The organism is Aurantibacter crassamenti (assembly GCF_016811105.1).
Taxonomy (GTDB): domain Bacteria; phylum Bacteroidota; class Bacteroidia; order Flavobacteriales; family Flavobacteriaceae; genus Aurantibacter_A; species Aurantibacter_A crassamenti.
The window spans coordinates 340,116-357,038 of sequence record NZ_JAFBGM010000001.1 but is presented as its reverse complement, the minus strand read 5'-3'; the positions used below and the strand labels follow the sequence as shown (position 1 = coordinate 357,038).

At 33.0% G+C, this 16,923-nt stretch carries 19 protein-coding genes; 12 read left to right on the top strand and 7 right to left on the bottom strand.

All coding sequences use genetic code 11. From position 1 onward, the window contains the following. Positions 1-2: 2 nt before the first annotated feature. On the bottom strand, positions 3-659 hold the full coding sequence (locus JQC67_RS01480; protein ID WP_203251092.1) for a DUF4271 domain-containing protein: 657 nt from the start codon (positions 657-659) through the stop codon (positions 3-5). Then, entirely contained in the window at positions 659-2,323 is a 1,665-nt protein-coding gene (locus tag JQC67_RS01475) for an ArnT family glycosyltransferase (protein ID WP_203251091.1), read from the bottom strand. Before JQC67_RS01475 ends, JQC67_RS01480 begins: the two co-directional genes overlap by 1 nt. A gap of 140 nt (positions 2,324-2,463) precedes the next feature. On the opposite strand from JQC67_RS01475, the gene JQC67_RS01470 reads away from it, so the two are divergent. The 3 genes from JQC67_RS01470 to JQC67_RS01460 are packed head-to-tail and all read left to right on the top strand — an operon-like array spanning position 2,464 to position 4,913. Beyond that, the gene (locus JQC67_RS01470; RefSeq protein ID WP_203251090.1) at positions 2,464-3,192 is read left to right on the top strand and encodes a polyprenol monophosphomannose synthase; all 729 of its coding nucleotides are present in this window, start codon (positions 2,464-2,466) and stop codon (positions 3,190-3,192) included. A gap of 1 nt (position 3,193) precedes the next feature. After that, positions 3,194-4,528: a dihydroorotase gene (locus JQC67_RS01465; RefSeq protein WP_203251089.1), complete on the top strand. Its 1,335-nt coding sequence runs from the start codon at positions 3,194-3,196 to the stop codon at positions 4,526-4,528. 1 nt (position 4,529) lies between these two features. Further along, positions 4,530-4,913, top strand: coding sequence for a DUF4296 domain-containing protein (locus JQC67_RS01460; protein ID WP_203251088.1), 384 nt, complete (start codon positions 4,530-4,532; stop codon positions 4,911-4,913). Positions 4,914-4,916: 3 nt separating this feature from the next. Here the strand turns inward: JQC67_RS01460 and JQC67_RS01455 are convergent, their stop codons facing one another. Next, positions 4,917-5,933: an NAD-dependent epimerase/dehydratase family protein gene (locus JQC67_RS01455; protein ID WP_203251087.1), complete on the bottom strand. Its 1,017-nt coding sequence runs from the start codon at positions 5,931-5,933 to the stop codon at positions 4,917-4,919. Positions 5,934-6,033: 100 nt separating this feature from the next. Here JQC67_RS01455 and tyrS point away from each other — a divergent pair, with 100 nt between their 5' ends. From tyrS to JQC67_RS01440, 3 genes are all read left to right on the top strand, one after another. Continuing rightward, positions 6,034-7,329, top strand: a complete 1,296-nt coding sequence (gene tyrS, locus JQC67_RS01450) for a tyrosine--tRNA ligase (RefSeq protein ID WP_203251086.1) — start codon at positions 6,034-6,036, stop codon at positions 7,327-7,329. A 10-nt stretch (positions 7,330-7,339) separates the two neighbouring features. Beyond that, entirely contained in the window at positions 7,340-7,702 is a 363-nt protein-coding gene (locus JQC67_RS01445) for a hypothetical protein (protein ID WP_203251085.1), read from the top strand. Between the two features lie 114 nt (positions 7,703-7,816). After that, positions 7,817-8,344 (top strand): hypothetical protein, encoded by a 528-nt coding sequence (locus tag JQC67_RS01440; RefSeq protein ID WP_203251084.1) that lies wholly within the window; start codon positions 7,817-7,819, stop codon positions 8,342-8,344. Here the strand turns inward: JQC67_RS01440 and JQC67_RS01435 are convergent, their stop codons facing one another. From JQC67_RS01435 to JQC67_RS01425, 3 genes are all read right to left on the bottom strand, one after another. After that, the gene (locus tag JQC67_RS01435) at positions 8,345-9,328 is read right to left on the bottom strand and encodes a LuxE/PaaK family acyltransferase (RefSeq protein ID WP_203251083.1); all 984 of its coding nucleotides are present in this window, start codon (positions 9,326-9,328) and stop codon (positions 8,345-8,347) included. A 96-nt stretch (positions 9,329-9,424) separates the two neighbouring features. Further along, a complete protein-coding gene (locus JQC67_RS01430; protein WP_203251082.1) occupies positions 9,425-9,748 on the bottom strand; it encodes a T9SS type A sorting domain-containing protein in 324 nt (107 codons plus the stop codon). Positions 9,749-9,927: 179 nt separating this feature from the next. Beyond that, complete coding sequence (locus JQC67_RS01425) at positions 9,928-10,236, bottom strand: T9SS type A sorting domain-containing protein (protein ID WP_203251081.1); 309 nt, start codon at positions 10,234-10,236, stop codon at positions 9,928-9,930. A gap of 322 nt (positions 10,237-10,558) precedes the next feature. On the opposite strand from JQC67_RS01425, the gene JQC67_RS01420 reads away from it, so the two are divergent. From JQC67_RS01420 to JQC67_RS01400, 5 genes are all read left to right on the top strand, one after another. Continuing rightward, entirely contained in the window at positions 10,559-11,245 is a 687-nt protein-coding gene (locus JQC67_RS01420) for a response regulator transcription factor (RefSeq protein WP_203251080.1), read from the top strand. A 143-nt stretch (positions 11,246-11,388) separates the two neighbouring features. Continuing rightward, positions 11,389-12,453, top strand: a complete 1,065-nt coding sequence (locus JQC67_RS01415) for a sensor histidine kinase (protein WP_203251079.1) — start codon at positions 11,389-11,391, stop codon at positions 12,451-12,453. Between the two features lie 85 nt (positions 12,454-12,538). After that, positions 12,539-13,213 (top strand): tRNA (guanosine(46)-N7)-methyltransferase TrmB, encoded by a 675-nt coding sequence (gene trmB, locus JQC67_RS01410; protein WP_203251078.1) that lies wholly within the window; start codon positions 12,539-12,541, stop codon positions 13,211-13,213. After that, positions 13,213-13,839 (top strand): LysE family translocator, encoded by a 627-nt coding sequence (locus tag JQC67_RS01405; RefSeq protein ID WP_203251077.1) that lies wholly within the window; start codon positions 13,213-13,215, stop codon positions 13,837-13,839. Before trmB ends, JQC67_RS01405 begins: the two co-directional genes overlap by 1 nt. 4 nt (positions 13,840-13,843) lie before the next feature. Beyond that, on the top strand, positions 13,844-14,206 hold the full coding sequence (locus tag JQC67_RS01400) for an MGMT family protein (RefSeq protein ID WP_203251076.1): 363 nt from the start codon (positions 13,844-13,846) through the stop codon (positions 14,204-14,206). Positions 14,207-14,248: 42 nt separating this feature from the next. Here the strand turns inward: JQC67_RS01400 and JQC67_RS01395 are convergent, their stop codons facing one another. Further along, positions 14,249-15,559 carry a Fic family protein gene (locus JQC67_RS01395; protein ID WP_203251075.1) on the bottom strand — a complete coding sequence of 437 codons (1,311 nt, stop codon included), beginning with the start codon at positions 15,557-15,559 and terminating at the stop codon, positions 14,249-14,251. 224 nt (positions 15,560-15,783) lie between these two features. Here JQC67_RS01395 and JQC67_RS01390 point away from each other — a divergent pair, with 224 nt between their 5' ends. Then, on the top strand, positions 15,784-16,923 hold the full coding sequence (locus JQC67_RS01390; RefSeq protein WP_203251074.1) for an Mrp/NBP35 family ATP-binding protein: 1,140 nt from the start codon (positions 15,784-15,786) through the stop codon (positions 16,921-16,923).

Sequence of the window (16,923 nt, the reverse complement as noted above, 5' to 3'; positions counted from 1 at the left end):
ATTCAGTATTTTAGATAACTTCCGATGATTACTAGGGGGGCAATTTCGAGAGCGCAAAGGTACAAAATAAAATAGAAAAAGTTATTGGCTAAATATTTTTGATGACTTCTAAGTGTAGTTGCCCAACCTATAGCATTGATTATTAGTACTAGAAGGATAGTTATATAGACTACAACCTCAGAATTCTGCAAGATATATGCGAGTATTACATTGGCAAAAAGCATTATTATGCCGCTATAATTCAAATATGATAGCTTTTTGAAAATTAGCTCGCTTATTACTTTTGTAGACCCAAAAATAAAACCGCTGCCCATTTGTGTAATAACTTTTACGATTAAAAATATAAAAAGTGATGTTATTATTATTGGGTAAATAAATGGCGAAGAACTTTGTGCTTGCTCATTTAAAATGGTTATCGCGAAATAAATAAAAACAGAAAAGTTAACAATCTGAAAAATAGAAAAGAAGACGTGAAACCAATTCAATAACTTATCCTTTTTATTATACATAAATATGTATTTATTATTAAAGGGTAAGATTATGAAATTTAGAAATCTAGAATAAAAAAGTGACTTTGCAATAACAAGAAATAAAATGCTACAGAAAATCAGCAGTGTTATCCAATCAAAGTCTTGAGTTGCTCTTAAAATTGGTTCCATTAATCAAGTTTTTGTGTCTCTCCATTTAATCCGTAGGGTAATCCATTCTCTGAAATGCCAAACCTTAAATAAGTTGGTTGAAAAACCTTTTCAGGTAGCTTTAACGTGAATTCTGAGATTTCATTTGATTTTAGTAACGATATATCTCTAACTGATCGCAAATCTTTTAAATCGTATATCTCAATTATCTTTTTGTATTTGTCTAAATAAACTACTCCAAATTTTATTTTTTTTAAGTCGATATCAAATCCGTATGGATTAAAAACTTTAAGTGTAATATCGTCTTTTGAGCCAGGAATAAGCTTTTCATCTTCTACAATACATTTGAGTTTTCTGAATGATTCAAAATCAGGATAATAATTTCCTTGAAGAATTTTGCCATCACTTTGTGTGTATTCTACATCACCTTTTTCTATATATTCTGATACGTAAAATACTTTTTCATGACGCATCATACCTTCAGATTGATCTAGACTATATTGATTTTTACGATAGAAAAGATTGTTAAGTGAGTAGGTTTCAACACCGGTATAAAAAGAATACATCGGTGCTCTTCTGTATGAATTTTCGAAAACTACCCTTGTGTCACCAATTTTTTCGTGCAATTCACTTGTCCATTTTTTATTGCCATGACTCTCATAATGAATGGGGAATAAGGGTTCAAAAACTAATCCTAGCCGTAGAAAAAGTAATATAGCAATGTTTAAAATGCCTAATTTAAAAATCCAATTTCTTGATTTTTCATTTTCCATCATATAGTTAAAAACCAAAATAACCAATGGTATTGAAATAACTACGAGCCATTGTGTTTGTACTAAACGGCTAAAACTTGAAACAAAAAAGAACAAAATCACACCGTATGACAAGTAGACTAATGCTTTGGTAAATAAATCGGTAATTTTTGTTTTATATAACGCATAGTAAATAAACGGAAAAGTGAATCCGAATAAAGCCAGTAAATTTACTAGAAATGCCAGCGTATTATCATTGAAATTATACGGGTAACTTGGGCGTTCAAAAAGATGGTATTTCACCCCAACAAAGTCACTTTCAAAAAGCCAGAAAAAATGTGGAATATAAAAGAATAAGGCACAGCCAACAGCGGCCCATGCATATTTGTTTATCACTAATTTAGGGTTTGAAACTAAAATTGAAATAATTATTAATACTGCATTGTATTTGCTATACATTAAACAGGCCATTAAAATGCCTAATATTAACGCTCTCGCAAGTGAATTTTTTTCCAGAAACTTTTTATAAACCCAAAGAAATAGAGCGGTAAAGAAAAGTAATGGGGTGTCTGGTAGCGTTAAAAAACCATAGGCATTCATTAAAGTCATTGAGAATACTAAAACAAAAAAGTGTAGAACATAATCGTTTTTTCTCGGATGATTTATCATCATCCAAAGTATAATCATTGTGCCTATTGATAATAAACAGCTTAGAAATCGAACGCCCAGTTCACCGTCAAAAAAGTGTCCGCTAATTGCGGCCATCCACGCTACCATAGGGGGGTGGTCAAAATAACCCCAAGCTAATTCTTTAGCAAATTGCCAATAATATGCTTCGTCATAAATAAGTTCTGTAAAATAAGCTTGAATCAAATTAAGCAGCAGAAGGCCGCCTAGTAGATAAAGCAGTAGTTTTGGTAATCTAGGGTTCATTTATGCAGGTTCTTCGTGCAAAATTACGAAGAATGAGGCATTGCCTGTTTGAAAGAGTATCTTAAAAAGATGATAAAAATATATTTCAGCATCTTTAAGCATCCGTAAAACACTATTTTTGTGAAATTTAAACTAAACTGATGTCAGATAGCCTGGTCATTATTCCAACCTATAATGAAATTGAGAACATTGAGGCTATCATCGATGCTGTTCTGCTATTAAAGAAAGATTTTCATGTTTTAGTTGTTGATGACAATTCACCAGATGGTACGGCGCAAAAGGTCAGAGAAAAAATGACCCAAACTCCAGATTCATTGTTTCTTGAAGTTCGTAAAGAAAAATCAGGTTTAGGCACTGCTTATATTCATGGTTTTAAATGGGCAATTGCTAGAAAGTATGATTATATTTTTGAGATGGATGCCGATTTCTCGCATGATCCAACAGATTTATCTAGACTTTATCGAGCTTGCGTAAACGGAGCTGATGTATCAGTAGGATCGAGATATAAAAAAGGTGTAAATGTTGTTGATTGGCCACTTTACCGAGTTCTTTTATCTTATGGTGCATCTTTCTATGTGAAGGTGATTACGGGCATGCGTGTTCATGATCCCACAGCTGGTTTTGTTTGCTACAAAAGAGAAGTGCTTGAAAATATTGATTTAGATTCAATTCGCTTTATAGGATACGCTTTTCAAATAGAAATGAAGTTTAGAGCATATCTTAAGAATTATCAGATTGAAGAAGTTTCAATAATTTTTAGAGATCGAGTAAAAGGAAAATCAAAAATGAGTTCATCAATAGTTAGTGAGGCTATTTGGGGAGTGTTTATGATGAAAGTTCGCAGTATGTTTCAAAAAAGTAGATTTTAATATGAGTAAAATTCTGATTAAAAATGGCAAACTTGTTAATGAAGGAAAAGTTTTTGAAAGCGATATTCTCATTGAAGGCCAAATAATTAAAAGAATTGCAAAAGATATTTCAGAACCAAATGCTACAGTATTTGATGCAGCTGGCAAAGTTATTGTGCCAGGCATTATTGACGATCAAGTGCATTTTAGAGAGCCAGGTCTTACTCATAAAGGAAATATAGCATCGGAAAGTAGAGCTGCTGTTGCAGGTGGAATTACCACTTTTATGGAGCAACCTAATACTACTCCGCAGACAACAACAATTGAAAAACTAGAAGAGAAATTTGCAATTGCATCACGAAGTGCTTTTGCAAACTATTCATTTTTATTTGGTGGCACAAATGATAATCTAGAGGAAATTAAAAAGTTAGATAAAAATGCCTGTTCTGGTGTGAAACTTTTTTTAGGATCTTCAACTGGTAACATGCTCGTTGATGATGAAGTGGTTATTGAAAAAATATTTAGTAGTACTGAGATGGTAATTTCAGCTCATTGTGAGGATGAAGGTACTATTCGAAGAAATCTTGAAAAGTATAAAGCAGAATATGGTGATGCAATTCCGGTAAAATATCATCCTGAAATTAGAAGTGTTGAGGCTTGTTATCTTTCGTCATCCAAGGCTATTGAATTAGCAAAAAAAACAGGGGCTAGATTGCATGTTTTCCACCTATCTACTGGTAAAGAAACCAATCTATTTAGAAATGATATTCCTTTAGCAGAAAAGAAAATAACTGCAGAGGTTTGCATTCATCATTTGTGGTTTTCCGATGCAGATTATGAATCAAAAGGAACTTTGATAAAATGGAACCCAGCAGTAAAATCAGCGGCTGATAGAGATCAATTATGGACGGCATTACTTGATGGTCGAATAGATGTTATCGCTACCGATCATGCACCACATTTGCTTGAAGAAAAAGATAATGTATATACCAAAGCGCCTTCTGGCGGACCATTAGTGCAACATGCTTTGATAGCCATGTTAGAAAAATACCATCAAGGTGTTATTTCTCTTGAAAGACTAATTGAAAAGATGTGTCATAACCCAGCAATATTATTTGATATTGAAAAACGAGGTTATCTAAAAGAAGGCTACTTCGCTGATATTGCCATTGTAGATTTAGATAATCCACAGAAAATATCAAAAGAAAATATTGCCTATAAATGTGGATGGGCTCCTTTTGAGGGCACTACATTTAAATCAAGAATTACCCATACTTTTGTAAATGGATATTTGGCATATGAAAATGGAAATTTCTCTGAAAAACGAGAAGCTATGCGTTTGACATTCAATAGGTAAGATGAAAAAAATACTTTTTTTATTGGTTTTTGTTTTGCTGACTTCATGCGCAGAACAGTTAGTTGAAGGTCCCGAAGGTTTAATTCCGTCTGAGAAGATGGTTGACATCCTTAATGATATGGCAATATTGAATGCGGCTAAAACTACTAATTCAATTGTGCTAAAGAAAAACGGAATAGAAACCATGAAATTTATTTTTGAAAAACATGGTATTGATAGTACTCAATTTGTGTTGAGTGATCGCTATTATGCGTCAAAACCAGTTGAGTATGAATCTATATATTCAAAAGTAGCACAGCGGCTTGAAGTAGAAGAAAAACGACTGAAAGACTATAAAAAAACAACTGATAGCTTGCAGCAAGTTGTGCGAGATTCAATTAAATAGTTATCAGCGATTTGGTGCACTATCGTTCAAAAATTGTTCAGCCGTAAATTGAATAGTATTTGACAAATCTTCAAATTCAAAGTTCAAATCTTGTTTTACTTTCTGATTGTCAAAAAATTGTCGGTTTTTAAAAGATCGAATTGAATTTCTTGTTATTTTTCGTTGTTTTCCAGTGAAAGTACATCTACAAAAATCGGCTAAGCGAAGTATATTTAATTGCCAGATTTTCAGCTGTTTTTTAGGAGGTTTCTTACCTAGTGATTTCGTAACACGCGATAAGATTGCCTGGTAACTCAAATTTTCGGCAACAACGATGTAGCGTTCGTTTTTTATAGATGCTTTCATTAGTTGAATCATAATGCGAACAACATCATTCACAGTAACAAAACCTGAACCACCTGGCGGATAAAAGTTGTACGCTTTATTTGCTGTTGTAAATAGTGTTCCTGAGCCCTGATCCCAATTCGTAGGCCCTAAAATAACCCCTGGATTAACAATTGCGACAGAAAGACCTTCTTGTGAGCCACGCCAGACTTCCATTTCAGCTTTGTGTTTCATTAAAGCATACACATTTGCATCGGTTTCTGACCAATCTGTTTCTTCGGTTGACATTTCCCCATTTAAACTTCTTCCTATTGTGCCAATCGTACTAATGTAGCAGAGTTTTTCAATTGAATTGTAAAGGCATAGATTTACAATATTAGCTGTGCCGTAAACATTATTCTTCTTTAACTTATGATGGTCTTTTGGATCAAATGAAATTAATGCAGCGCAATGGTAGACATGTGTAATTCCTATAAAAGCAGCTTCTAAAGCTGGTATATCACTAATATCGGCCTCAATCCATTGAATTTTTTCAAAAAGTGCTGTGGAGTTTTCTGAATAGTATGAAAATAGGGTTTGCACTTGATTAAGATTGCTACTCTTGCGATGAATAGCGCGAACGGAATTACCGTTTGTTACCAATTCTAACAATAGATGTGATCCAACTAAACCAGTGCCGCCTGTAACCAATATCATATAGCTAAAATAGCCATTTGAGACGGATTAATTCTGGAATACTAATTCCGTAACATTTGAATTGGATTATATTTGCATTCTAATTAAAACAGTGACACCAATGGCAAACAATTTTGTAGAAGAACTAGAATGGAGAGGTATGTTGCATGATGCTATGCCAGGTACCGCAGAGCATTTAGCTGAAGGTATGCAAGCTGCCTATGTTGGTATTGATCCAACCGCAGATTCTTTACATATTGGTCACTTAGTAAGTGTGATGATGTTACGTCACTTTCAATTGGCAGGTCATAAACCAATTGCTTTGGTAGGTGGAGCTACTGGTATGATTGGTGATCCTTCTGGTAAATCTGCTGAACGAAATTTATTAGATGAGAAGACTTTACGTCACAATCAAGAGGCTTTAAAAGGTCAATTATCACGATTTTTAGATTTTGAATCTGATGCTAGTAACGCTGCAGAACTCGTCAATAATTATGATTGGATGCAGAACTTCTCTTTCTTAGAATTTATTAGAGATGTTGGCAAGCATATTACCGTAAATTATATGATGGCTAAAGATTCAGTTAAAAAACGTTTAGGTGCCGACTCAAAAGAAGGTATGTCGTTTACTGAATTTACCTATCAATTGGTTCAAGGGTATGATTTTCTACACCTCTACCAGAATCACAATTGTACATTACAAATGGGTGGTAGCGATCAGTGGGGCAATATTGTTACCGGAACTGAGCTTATTCGCCGTATTGGTGGTGGTAAAGGGTATGCACTAACGTGTCCTTTAATTACGAAAGCTGATGGCACTAAGTTTGGAAAAACAGAAACTGGTAATGTTTGGTTAGATGCTGAACGAACGTCACCTTATAAATTCTACCAATATTGGTTGAATACTTCTGATGATGATGCTGAAAAATATATTAAAATTTTCACTTTTCTTTCTCAGGATGAAATTCAAAAACTAACAACAGAACATCAAGAAGCACCGCATCTTCGTTTGTTACAAAAACGACTTGCTGAGGAAATTACTGTAATGGTGCATTCGCAAGATGAATTAGATAATGCGGTTCAAGCCAGTAGTATTCTTTTTGGAAAATCGACTTCAGAAGATTTGAAAAAATTGAATGAGAAAACATTTTTAGATGTTTTTGATGGCGTGCCGCAAGCTGAAATTTCAAAGTCGGATTTAGAAGCCGGACTTGATATGATTGGTGCACTAGCTGCAAAAACTGGATTTTTAGGCTCAAATGGTGAAGCTAGACGCGAGCTTAAGCAAAACTCTATTTCTGTAAATAAAGAGAAAGTAAAAGAAGACTATATGATATCTGCTTCTGATCTAATCAATGATAAATTTGTATTGTTACAAAGAGGTAAGAAAAACTACTTCGTTTTGGTGGTTGTATAATATTGAGCCAATGCGTAAAACAATAGTTGCACTTTTTTTGATTTTTTCTATTGTAGGTTGTAGTGACACTAAGGATTGTTGTGTTATGCCAGACATAAAATTGTCAGGGCGTTTTAATCATGAAATCCCCGAATGTGATAATTCGGCCAATCCTGAGGAAAACTGTATAGAATGGCTTGAATTTGTAAGTAATTCAGAAGTTGATATTTTATATGGAGGAGGTGATATCATTGAAAGATATAATTTTACTCAAGGTGAAGGTCATGTTAAATTGGAAGGTTCTGAAACTTCGAGCTTTAAGTTGATTTTCTTAATCAAAAGTGCTACGCTACTTGAGAGAATAGATAATGGTGATATCTGGATAAAAAACTAGTTAACTAGTATCATTTTGTGTCCATTATAGGTGGTTCTGTTTTAACTATTAATTTCAAATAAATAAGACTAATTGGCGTTAGTGATATACTGATTATATTAAACAGTAGATATCATGCGTAAGTTTTCCACTCTTATTATTTTAGCGATCATAGTTTTTAGCTGTGACAAACTTGATGAATTAACCAAGTTTAGTATAGATTATGATGCACAAGTAACTATACCTTCATCTGCAGGTATTAATTTGCCATTTGATGTGCTAACGCCAGATACAGAAACCAATTCTGAATCTAAATTTGAATCTAACGATACACGAAAAGATTTAATTGAAGAGATTAAGCTTACTGAGCTGCAATTGGTAATTACTTCGCCAGATGACACAGATTTCAGTTTCTTAGAATCAATTGAGGTTTATATCGATGCCGATGGTCTTGATGAAATAAAAATTGCATCAAAATATGAGGTGCCGGAATCAGGGTCTACTTTAGATTTAGATGTTTCAGATGTTGATTTAAAAGAATATATCAAAAAAGATAGTTACAATCTGCGGTTAAATACGGTTACTGATGAAGCAATGAGTCAGGATCATGATATAAATGTGAAATCTACCTTTTTTGTAGATGCTAAAATTTTAGGGTTGTAATTACAATACCATAAGGTTGCACCCGCGAACATCACTATGGTCAAAACGACCTAATATCTCAAAACTTCCGTCTGAATAAACTTTGCCTAAGTCTTGTGTAGCGATAAATGAACATGAATCTCTATTGGCAAGGTCAATAATATTTACCCCTCCAGATTTTTGAGTTTCCATAAAACTTAATGGGTCTTCAGTATCTCTAATTAGAACTTTCATCCATGGTGGAGTTTTGAAAATTCCTTCACCAGATGAATATGCCTGAGATAACAATTCTGTCATTCCATATTCTGAATGAATATTTTTCACTCCAAAGCCAGTTTTTAAAATGTGATGTAGCTCATCTCTAATGAGTTCTTTTCTACGGCCCTTCATGCCGCCAGTTTCCATGATAATTGTATTATTCAGTTGAAATTCAAATTTCTCTACCATATCAAGTAGGGCAAATGAAACTCCAATTAATAATGTTTTTGTTCCTGAGGCTTTAAGTTGTAATAATTTATCATGAAGTTTTTCAAGATTATTTAAATAAAAGCCGCTATCTGAGTGATTGCTTTTTTTGATTAAATCATCTACCATATATATAAGTGATGATCCTTTACGCTCTAAATAAGCTGGTAATAGGGCTAAGATGCAATAGTCTGAAATTGGACCGTAAAAATGCTCAAAGGCTGTTAAGTAGCTTTGTTCATATAAATTAAGGTCATGAACAAAATGTTTGCTTGTTTCGGTTCCGGTAGTACCACTACTGGTAAAAGTGATTTCTGGAGTAACACTGCTACTGATAATTTGTTTTGATTTGAAAAATGAAATTGGTAAAAATGGAATTTCATTTACACTTTTTACTGAGACATCCGTGCGGTTCAGATGGTTGCAAAACTCATTGTAGATTGTATTGTTCTGATATTGATATTTGAAAATTTTGAGTGCTATATTTTCAAACTCAGCGGCAGAATCAATTTTAAATATGTGGTTTTTCTCTATCGGCATCCCAATGAACAAAGATAACGATAAGCAAATTGTAATAATTAAAAAGTCCTGCTCTAAAAATAGAACAGGACACGAGTATTTATTGAGTATATGGATTTATTTTACCACTAATTTTCTTGTAATGGTCTTATTTCTTTCTGTTACTTTCATTACATATACTCCCGCAGTTAAATGTGCTATTGAAAGTGCTTTGTTTTGTATGCGGCTTTTTAGTAACACTTCACCAAATATATCATAAATAACAACTGTTTTTGGTGCATTATGTTTGGTGGTAATGTAAACTACATTGTCAAAAGCAGGATTAGGGTATAATTTAAAATCTGCTATTTCATTGCTGATTTTAGGTTGAAGAGGGACTATTTCTTGTGCCGAAGTGGCCATAGAAAACCCCAAAAGTAGTACGGTGTAAAATAGTTTCATAGGTTATTGATTTGGGATCAATAACTTAAAGATAGTGCAAGAGGTTCCTTACAAGTAAAATATGTTGTGAAATTCGACCAAATGTAGGTAAAACATGAATTTACTAACCGTTCGTCTATATTAATTGCAGGTTATCGAGTTGATAACAAGGAGGAAACAATAGATTTAAAGAAATATAATTACTTAACAATCAGTTTTCTAGTAGCCATTTTGTTGTTCTGGTACATGCGAAGAATGTAAACACCAGCGTCAAGGGAAGAAAGATCAATTTCCTTTCCTAAAATAGTTGTCTGAAGCACTTGAGTTCCTAAAACATCAAAAATCAAAATTTTCTTTGGAGCAGAATTCGTAGTGCTGATATAAACTTTGCCAGATGTAACCGGGTTTGGGTAAAGTTTAAAACCCTCAATATCACTACTAGCTACGGAATCTTGTCCGTATGCTATAGTAATACATAAAAAAGCAAAAACGAGGTAAAGGTGCTTCATACAAGGTTAGTTACAAAAAACATACCACAAATGTACAAAATCTTTGTAAGAATTCCTTGCTTCAAACTTTTGTTTTTACCTTAAATTCAACATAATGCACTAAATAACTTTAGGTAAGAATTTAAATGTGAATCCTATATAAAACTAGAAATTGATTGGTAACTACTATTGTTTGTAAATTTTTGAATAATTGTATATTAACTTAGTGTTTATGCAATGTTACTGTAAGGTTACCTTATTGTCTGTGCTTGATAGCTTTAGAAAGAGATGCCTTATATTTACGTGATATTGATTTAACCTTTGTAAAAACAATTCTAATACTGTGAAAAAGAAGGATATAAAAATACTTTTAGTTGATGATGAACCAGATATTTTGGAAATTGTCAGTTATAATCTTGAAGCTGAAGGTTATCAAGTTTTTACGGCCAAAAATGGTCAAGAAGGTGTAGCAAAGGCAAAGAAGAAAAAACCACATCTTGTAATTTTAGATGTAATGATGCCAGAAATGGATGGTATTGAAGCATGTGAACAAATGCGAAAAACACCAAGTTTAGAGAATACATTAATAACCTTTCTAACTGCAAGAGGTGAAGACTATTCTCAAGTTGCTGGTTTTGATGCTGGTGCTGATGACTACATTACCAAGCCAATTAAACCAAAGGTGCTTATTAGTAAAGTTAAAGCCCTTCTTCGTCGATTGAAAGATGAATCTAATGAGGCTGAAGATATTTTTAAAGTTGGTGATATTGTAATCAATAGAGAAGAATACAAGGTTATCAATAATGGCAAAGAAATTATATTACCTAGAAAAGAATTTGAGCTTTTAGCTTTGTTAACCTCTAAGCCAAGTAAAGTGTTTAGAAGAGAGGTGATTCTTGATAAAGTTTGGGGTAATGAAGTTGTTGTTGGTGGTAGAACTATTGATGTGCATATTAGAAAACTACGCGAAAAAATTGGTGAAGAGCATTTCAAAACTGTAAAGGGTGTTGGCTATAAGTTTGTTCTTTAAGTAGTTGTTTTCTTCCATTTTCAAAAACAGAGTATTCTTTCTGTTTTTTATAAAACCAGAGCAAAAATAAATCTTAACTATCTTTAAGGTTGACTTATTTTTGCTTTTGTCTTTATTAATTTATTAAAACTTAAGATTTATAAATGGCCACCAAACTTAAGAGGTCATATCAATTTGCTTTTCGCGCTTCTTCTTTGATAGCGTTATTCTGTACTGTTATTTTTGTTTTTAAAATGTATTATGACAATCAATTTAATTGGCCATTATTAGCGCTAACATTATTGTTGATTTTTGTCGGAAGTTTTTTAATAATCCAAATTGGAATTGAAAAGTACATCTATAGACGTATTAAACAAATTTATGATGATGTTTCATTATTAGATTCAACTTCTTTAGCAACAGGGCCGGTAACTACAGATATGAAAACTTTAACTGAAGAAATTGAAAAATTTGCTGCAGATAAAAGAATAGAAATTGACACGTTAAAGATTAGAGAAGAATACCGTAAAGATTTTCTTGGTAATGTTTCGCATGAACTAAAAACACCATTATTTACGGTACAAGGTTATATTGAAACCTTACTCGATGGTGCAATGGATGATAAAAACGTTCGTAAGAAGTATTTGCAAAGAGCGAATAAAGGGGTAGAACGTTTGATTTACATCGTAAAAGACCTTGATTTAATTACTAAACTAGAGGTAGGTGATTTAAATCTTAAACACGATGATTTTGATATTGTTGAACTCATTCAAAGTGTTTTTGATCTTTTAGAGATGAAAGCTGCAAAGAAAAAAATTACACTTGCTTTTGATATGGATTATCGCGAAGCCATTTATGTGTATGGCGATCGAGAAAGAATACAACAAGTGTTGGTGAATTTACTAGTGAATTCAATCAAGTATGGCTTCAAAAATGGTACTACTGAGGTAAGTATCGAGAACTTAATTAAAAACAGGGTAATTATTCGTGTCACAGATAATGGTGAAGGAATCGATGAACAACATTTACCTAGATTATTCGAGCGGTTTTTTAGAGTTGACCAAAGTGGTAATAGAAATGAAGGTGGCTCAGGTCTTGGTCTGTCAATAGTAAAACATATCATTGAAGCACATGGTGAAAAAATATATGTCGAAAGTGTTTTTGGTGCCGGTTCTGAGTTCTCATTTACACTTAAAAAAGTAGATGAGGTTGTTGCGTTAAAGGAATAATTGAGATTAAACTACACCCTTTTGTTAACTTGATTTCATTTGCTAAAGATTTCACCTAGATTTGCTTAAAAATGTAAGGTAACTAGTGGGAAGCAAAAATAAATTAAGACGGTTTAAAGACAATGAGCAATTTGCTAACGTCTTTCAACCCAATAGAGAAGAGATTGCAAATAGCAGTTTTAAACTTAAAGGGCAATGGTCAAAGCACTTTAATAATGATAATCCGATTGTCTTAGAATTGGGTTGTGGTAAAGGTGAATACACAGTTGAACTAGCTAAACAAAATGCCAATGTAAATTATATTGGTGTTGATATTAAAGGGGCTCGCCTGTGGCGTGGTGCGAAAACTGCTCTTGAAGAGAATCTATCCAATGTAGCTTTTTTAAGAACTCAGATTGAACTTGTTGATGCTCTTTTTGAAAAAAATGAGGTTTCAGAAATTTGGATAACTTTCCCAGATCCACAAATAAAATATAAAAGAACAAAGCATCGGCTTACCAATAGTGAATTTCTTAATCGTTATAAACAAATTCTAAAAAAAGATGGACTAGTACATCTTAAAACGGATAGCGAGTTTATGCATGGGTATACCTTAGGTTTATTACACGGACTTGATATTGAAATTTTATATGCCAATCATGATGTTTATAAAAATGAAGGAAGTCCGAAAGAGGTTTTAGAAATTCAAACTTTCTATGAAAAACAGTACCTTGAACAAAACAAGCCAATTACTTATATTCAGTTTCGTATACCAAACTAATGAGCCATTTATTGATACTTTTTTTTGCTACATTTTCAGCAGCTTTTATGGCAACCGTTCCGCCTGGGTTGCTTAACATGAACGCAGCTAAAGTAAGTGTGACGAAAGGCAAATTAAATGGTATCGTTTTTAGCTTGGGTATTTCTACTACAATTTTATTACAAGCCTTAATTGCTGTATGGATTTCTAAATTCTTACATAATAATCCGGCAGTTTCTGAATGGCTTTTAAAAATCGCTGTTGTTGTGTTTGCGGTTTTTGCCATTTACTTTTTTATCGCAGCTAGAAAAAACAAACAAGATGAGGTGCGAATTGTAAAAGTTAGTAAACGAAATAGTTATTTTAAAGGCATGGGCCTTGCAGCGCTAAATTTGCTTACAATACCCTATTACAGTGGGCTAAATGTGATGTGGAATGCCTCTGGATGGATAAAATTCCAAGTTTGGGATATAATGATTTTTGTACTGGCCGCAGGTTGTGGTACGTTTACTGTGTTATATATGTACACGGTGTATTTCAATAAATTGGAAAACAAAAATCAGCGGTTTTCAAAGAACTCTAATTATATTTTGAGTGTTTTAATGGTTGTATTGCTAATTGTCACATTAATCAGAATTTTTAAATAGTATTTTGAAACCAGAAAATATAAACTTCTTTGAAAAGGTATATGAGGTGGCTAGGCAAATTCCTGTTGGTCGTGTAACTTCTTACGGAGCAATAGCTAAATATTTGGGTACGGCAAGAAGTGCTAGAATGGTAGGTTGGGCTATGAACGGAGTGAATTCTGGTAATTCCAAAAATAATACGCAAGATGTGCCGGCCCATAGAGTTGTGAATAGAAAGGGCCTTTTAACAGGTAAACATCATTTTGATGGCACAAATCTAATGCAGCAATTATTAGAGAATGAAGGTATTGAAGTTGTTGATAATCAAATTGTTGAATTTGAAAAACACTTTTGGGATCCTTTTAAAGAATTAGGTGCTGATATTTAATTCAATATTTCTAAAGAATAACTTGAGACAAAGAGAATAACTTTAGATTAATGATTTTTCAAACAGGTCGCCCTTCCAATAATTCGATGATTTTCTGTCAACAGCTATTTTTTTTAGCAAATTCTGTTTTACCAAATCTTCCAAATCTGTTCTTGCGGTCTGATTGGTAACGGAAAAAATAGTTTCTATTTCTTTTACTGTATAAAACCTATTTTCATCTTTTTCAATCCAAAATAAAATTTGCGCTTGTCTTTCATTGATGTTTTCGAGTTTGAGAAATTTCGAAATATCTTTTTGTTCCTTTTTCTTTTTGGCAATGTATTTTTTCAGATCTTCAAATGCCTGAGTTAATATTTTTACTTGGTAATGAATGAAATAGGTAACATCCATGTCGTCGATTTCGGTGTAGATATACGCCTTTTCGTATTGTACCTTAGTTTTCATAATGACACGTGAAATGGAAAGGTATTCGGATAACCAATAGCCATTTTTTAGTAAATACCAATAGAATATTGCTCTAGCTGTTCTTCCGTTGCCATCAAAAAAAGGATGAATATATCCGATTAAAAAATGCAATATAGAGGCCTTTACAATAGGATGAATAAAATTCTCCTTCGGATTGGAATTGAAGAAAACCGAGAAGGATTGCATTAGCCCATTTAATTCTTCGAATTTGGGTGGCGTGTGAACGATTTCCCCAGTAATTTCGTTCATAACATGCACATCATTCGAATTTCTAAATACGCCGATATTTTCTACTTCCAATGTGTTTTCTGTAACTAAGCGATGAATATCAAATATTTTTTCTAAGGATATATCTTCATCTTGATGTTCACTAATGTATTGAATAGCCTGATAATTATTCAGGATCATCTGCTCAGATTTATTTTTAGGTTTTTTATTTTTTCGGAGCATTTCTTTTGCCTTTATACGTGTCGTGGTTGCTCCTTCGACCATGGAAGAAAAAATTGATTCTTCCATCAAGGCATTGTTTAGGTATTGCTCTTTGTCTATATCAGAGAGTAATTTTTCTTTTTGAATTCCAGCACCGAAATTGAAATCTAGATAATGAAGTTTTTGTTGAAGATATTCATTTATATTATAACCAAACTTGAGTGGATTGAAGATATTACCAAGACTCATTCTTTTTTCTAAGTTGAACCTTTTACTCTTTATGATATTCCAAGCAGATTCTGGGGTAAGTGCATCGAATTTGAGATATTTAATTCTATCCCAATACAAATATTCCTTATCTATTTTTTGGAATGAGACATCGGTAGTGGCAAGATTTATAAATCCCTTTTCCAAAATTGAATAATCTTCAGGCTTAAAATTCGGTGCTTTTTCCATCATAATCCTTTATTATGTCCTAATTTTTTAAAAATTAGGATAAATCATTGCTTTTCAAATATATGTAATTATTTGTAAATTTTTTAAAAATTAGGATAAATATAAAATTAAGCGCTATTTTAATCTTTCAATAAGTATAGCTTATTTCAGCATATTACATTTCAATGCAAACACTTTAGTTTCTTGACCTTATGAGCTATCTTTGTTGTTTAGAATGATTTTATATAATGAAGATTGAAAAGAAAGAAGTTTTAAAAGCTTTAGAACACATAACTGTGCCTGGTGAAGGTCAGAATATGGTTGAAAGTGGAGCTGTAAAAAACATACAAATATTTGGGGATGAGGTTGAGGTAGATATTACTATAAATAACCCAAGCCTTCAAGCACGTAAAAAAACTGAGGTTGAGATTTTAAAAATCATCCATAAAGAAGTTTACGCAAAGGCAAAAATTAAAATCAATGTAAAAGTTGATGCTCCTGCTAAACCAAAAACCAATGAAATAAAGGGAAAAGCTATTCCTGGAATTCAAAATATTGTTGCGGTAGCTTCAGGTAAAGGAGGCGTTGGTAAGTCAACTGTCACAGCTAATTTAGCTGTTACTTTAGCTAAAATGGGCTTTAAAGTGGGTCTTTTAGATGCTGATATTTATGGGCCATCTATGCCCATAATGTTTGATGTTACTCATGAAAAACCTTTGGCTATAAATGTTAATGGTAAGTCAAAAATGAAGCCAGTAGAAAGCTACGGTGTAAAATTACTCTCTATCGGATTTTTTACACAACCTAATCAGGCTGTGATTTGGCGTGGACCTATGGCATCTAAGGCACTCAATCAGATGATTTTTGATGCACATTGGGGTGAAATAGATTTTATGTTGATTGATCTTCCACCGGGTACTGGTGATATTCATTTAAGTATAATGCAGGCGTTGCCAATAACCGGTGCAGTTGTAGTTAGTACTCCTCAAGAAGTTGCCTTAGCAGATGCAAAAAAAGGTGTTGCAATGTTTCAGCAAGATTCAATAAATGTGCCTGTATTGGGTATTGTTGAGAATATGGCGTATTTTACTCCTGCTGAGCTTCCAGAGAACAAATATTATATCTTTGGAAAAGAAGGTGCGAAACATTTGGCTGAAGATTTAAAAGTACCATTTTTAGGAGAAATTCCTTTAGTTCAAAGTATTAGAGAAGCAGGTGATGTTGGTAGACCTGCAGCCTTACAAGAAGGTACAGCAATTGAAAAGGCCTTTGAAGATTTGACCAAAAGTATGGTTCAAGAAGTGGTAGGTAGAAATAAAAATATACCACCAACTGAAGCAATTAAAATAACAACAATGGCAGGATGTTCTGCTGTTAAGAAAAAGTAA

Bases quoted from the DNA above. Each gene is read 5' to 3' on its own strand.
- JQC67_RS01480 (WP_203251092.1), bottom strand. From the start codon at position 659: ATGGAACCAATTTTAAGAGCAACTCAAGACTTTGATTGGATAACACTG.
- JQC67_RS01475 (WP_203251091.1), bottom strand. From the start codon at position 2,323: ATGAACCCTAGATTACCAAAACTACTGCTTTATCTACTAGGCGGCCTT.
- JQC67_RS01470 (WP_203251090.1), top strand. From the start codon at position 2,464: ATGTCAGATAGCCTGGTCATTATTCCAACCTATAATGAAATTGAGAAC.
- JQC67_RS01465 (WP_203251089.1), top strand. From the start codon at position 3,194: ATGAGTAAAATTCTGATTAAAAATGGCAAACTTGTTAATGAAGGAAAA.
- JQC67_RS01460 (WP_203251088.1), top strand. From the start codon at position 4,530: ATGAAAAAAATACTTTTTTTATTGGTTTTTGTTTTGCTGACTTCATGC.
- JQC67_RS01455 (WP_203251087.1), bottom strand. From the start codon at position 5,933: ATGATATTGGTTACAGGCGGCACTGGTTTAGTTGGATCACATCTATTG.
- tyrS (WP_203251086.1), top strand. From the start codon at position 6,034: ATGGCAAACAATTTTGTAGAAGAACTAGAATGGAGAGGTATGTTGCAT.
- JQC67_RS01445 (WP_203251085.1), top strand. From the start codon at position 7,340: ATGCGTAAAACAATAGTTGCACTTTTTTTGATTTTTTCTATTGTAGGT.
- JQC67_RS01440 (WP_203251084.1), top strand. From the start codon at position 7,817: ATGCGTAAGTTTTCCACTCTTATTATTTTAGCGATCATAGTTTTTAGC.
- JQC67_RS01435 (WP_203251083.1), bottom strand. From the start codon at position 9,328: ATGCCGATAGAGAAAAACCACATATTTAAAATTGATTCTGCCGCTGAG.
- JQC67_RS01430 (WP_203251082.1), bottom strand. From the start codon at position 9,748: ATGAAACTATTTTACACCGTACTACTTTTGGGGTTTTCTATGGCCACT.
- JQC67_RS01425 (WP_203251081.1), bottom strand. From the start codon at position 10,236: ATGAAGCACCTTTACCTCGTTTTTGCTTTTTTATGTATTACTATAGCA.
- JQC67_RS01415 (WP_203251079.1), top strand. From the start codon at position 11,389: ATGGCCACCAAACTTAAGAGGTCATATCAATTTGCTTTTCGCGCTTCT.
- JQC67_RS01405 (WP_203251077.1), top strand. From the start codon at position 13,213: ATGAGCCATTTATTGATACTTTTTTTTGCTACATTTTCAGCAGCTTTT.
- JQC67_RS01395 (WP_203251075.1), bottom strand. From the start codon at position 15,559: ATGATGGAAAAAGCACCGAATTTTAAGCCTGAAGATTATTCAATTTTG.
- JQC67_RS01390 (WP_203251074.1), top strand. From the start codon at position 15,784: ATGAAGATTGAAAAGAAAGAAGTTTTAAAAGCTTTAGAACACATAACT.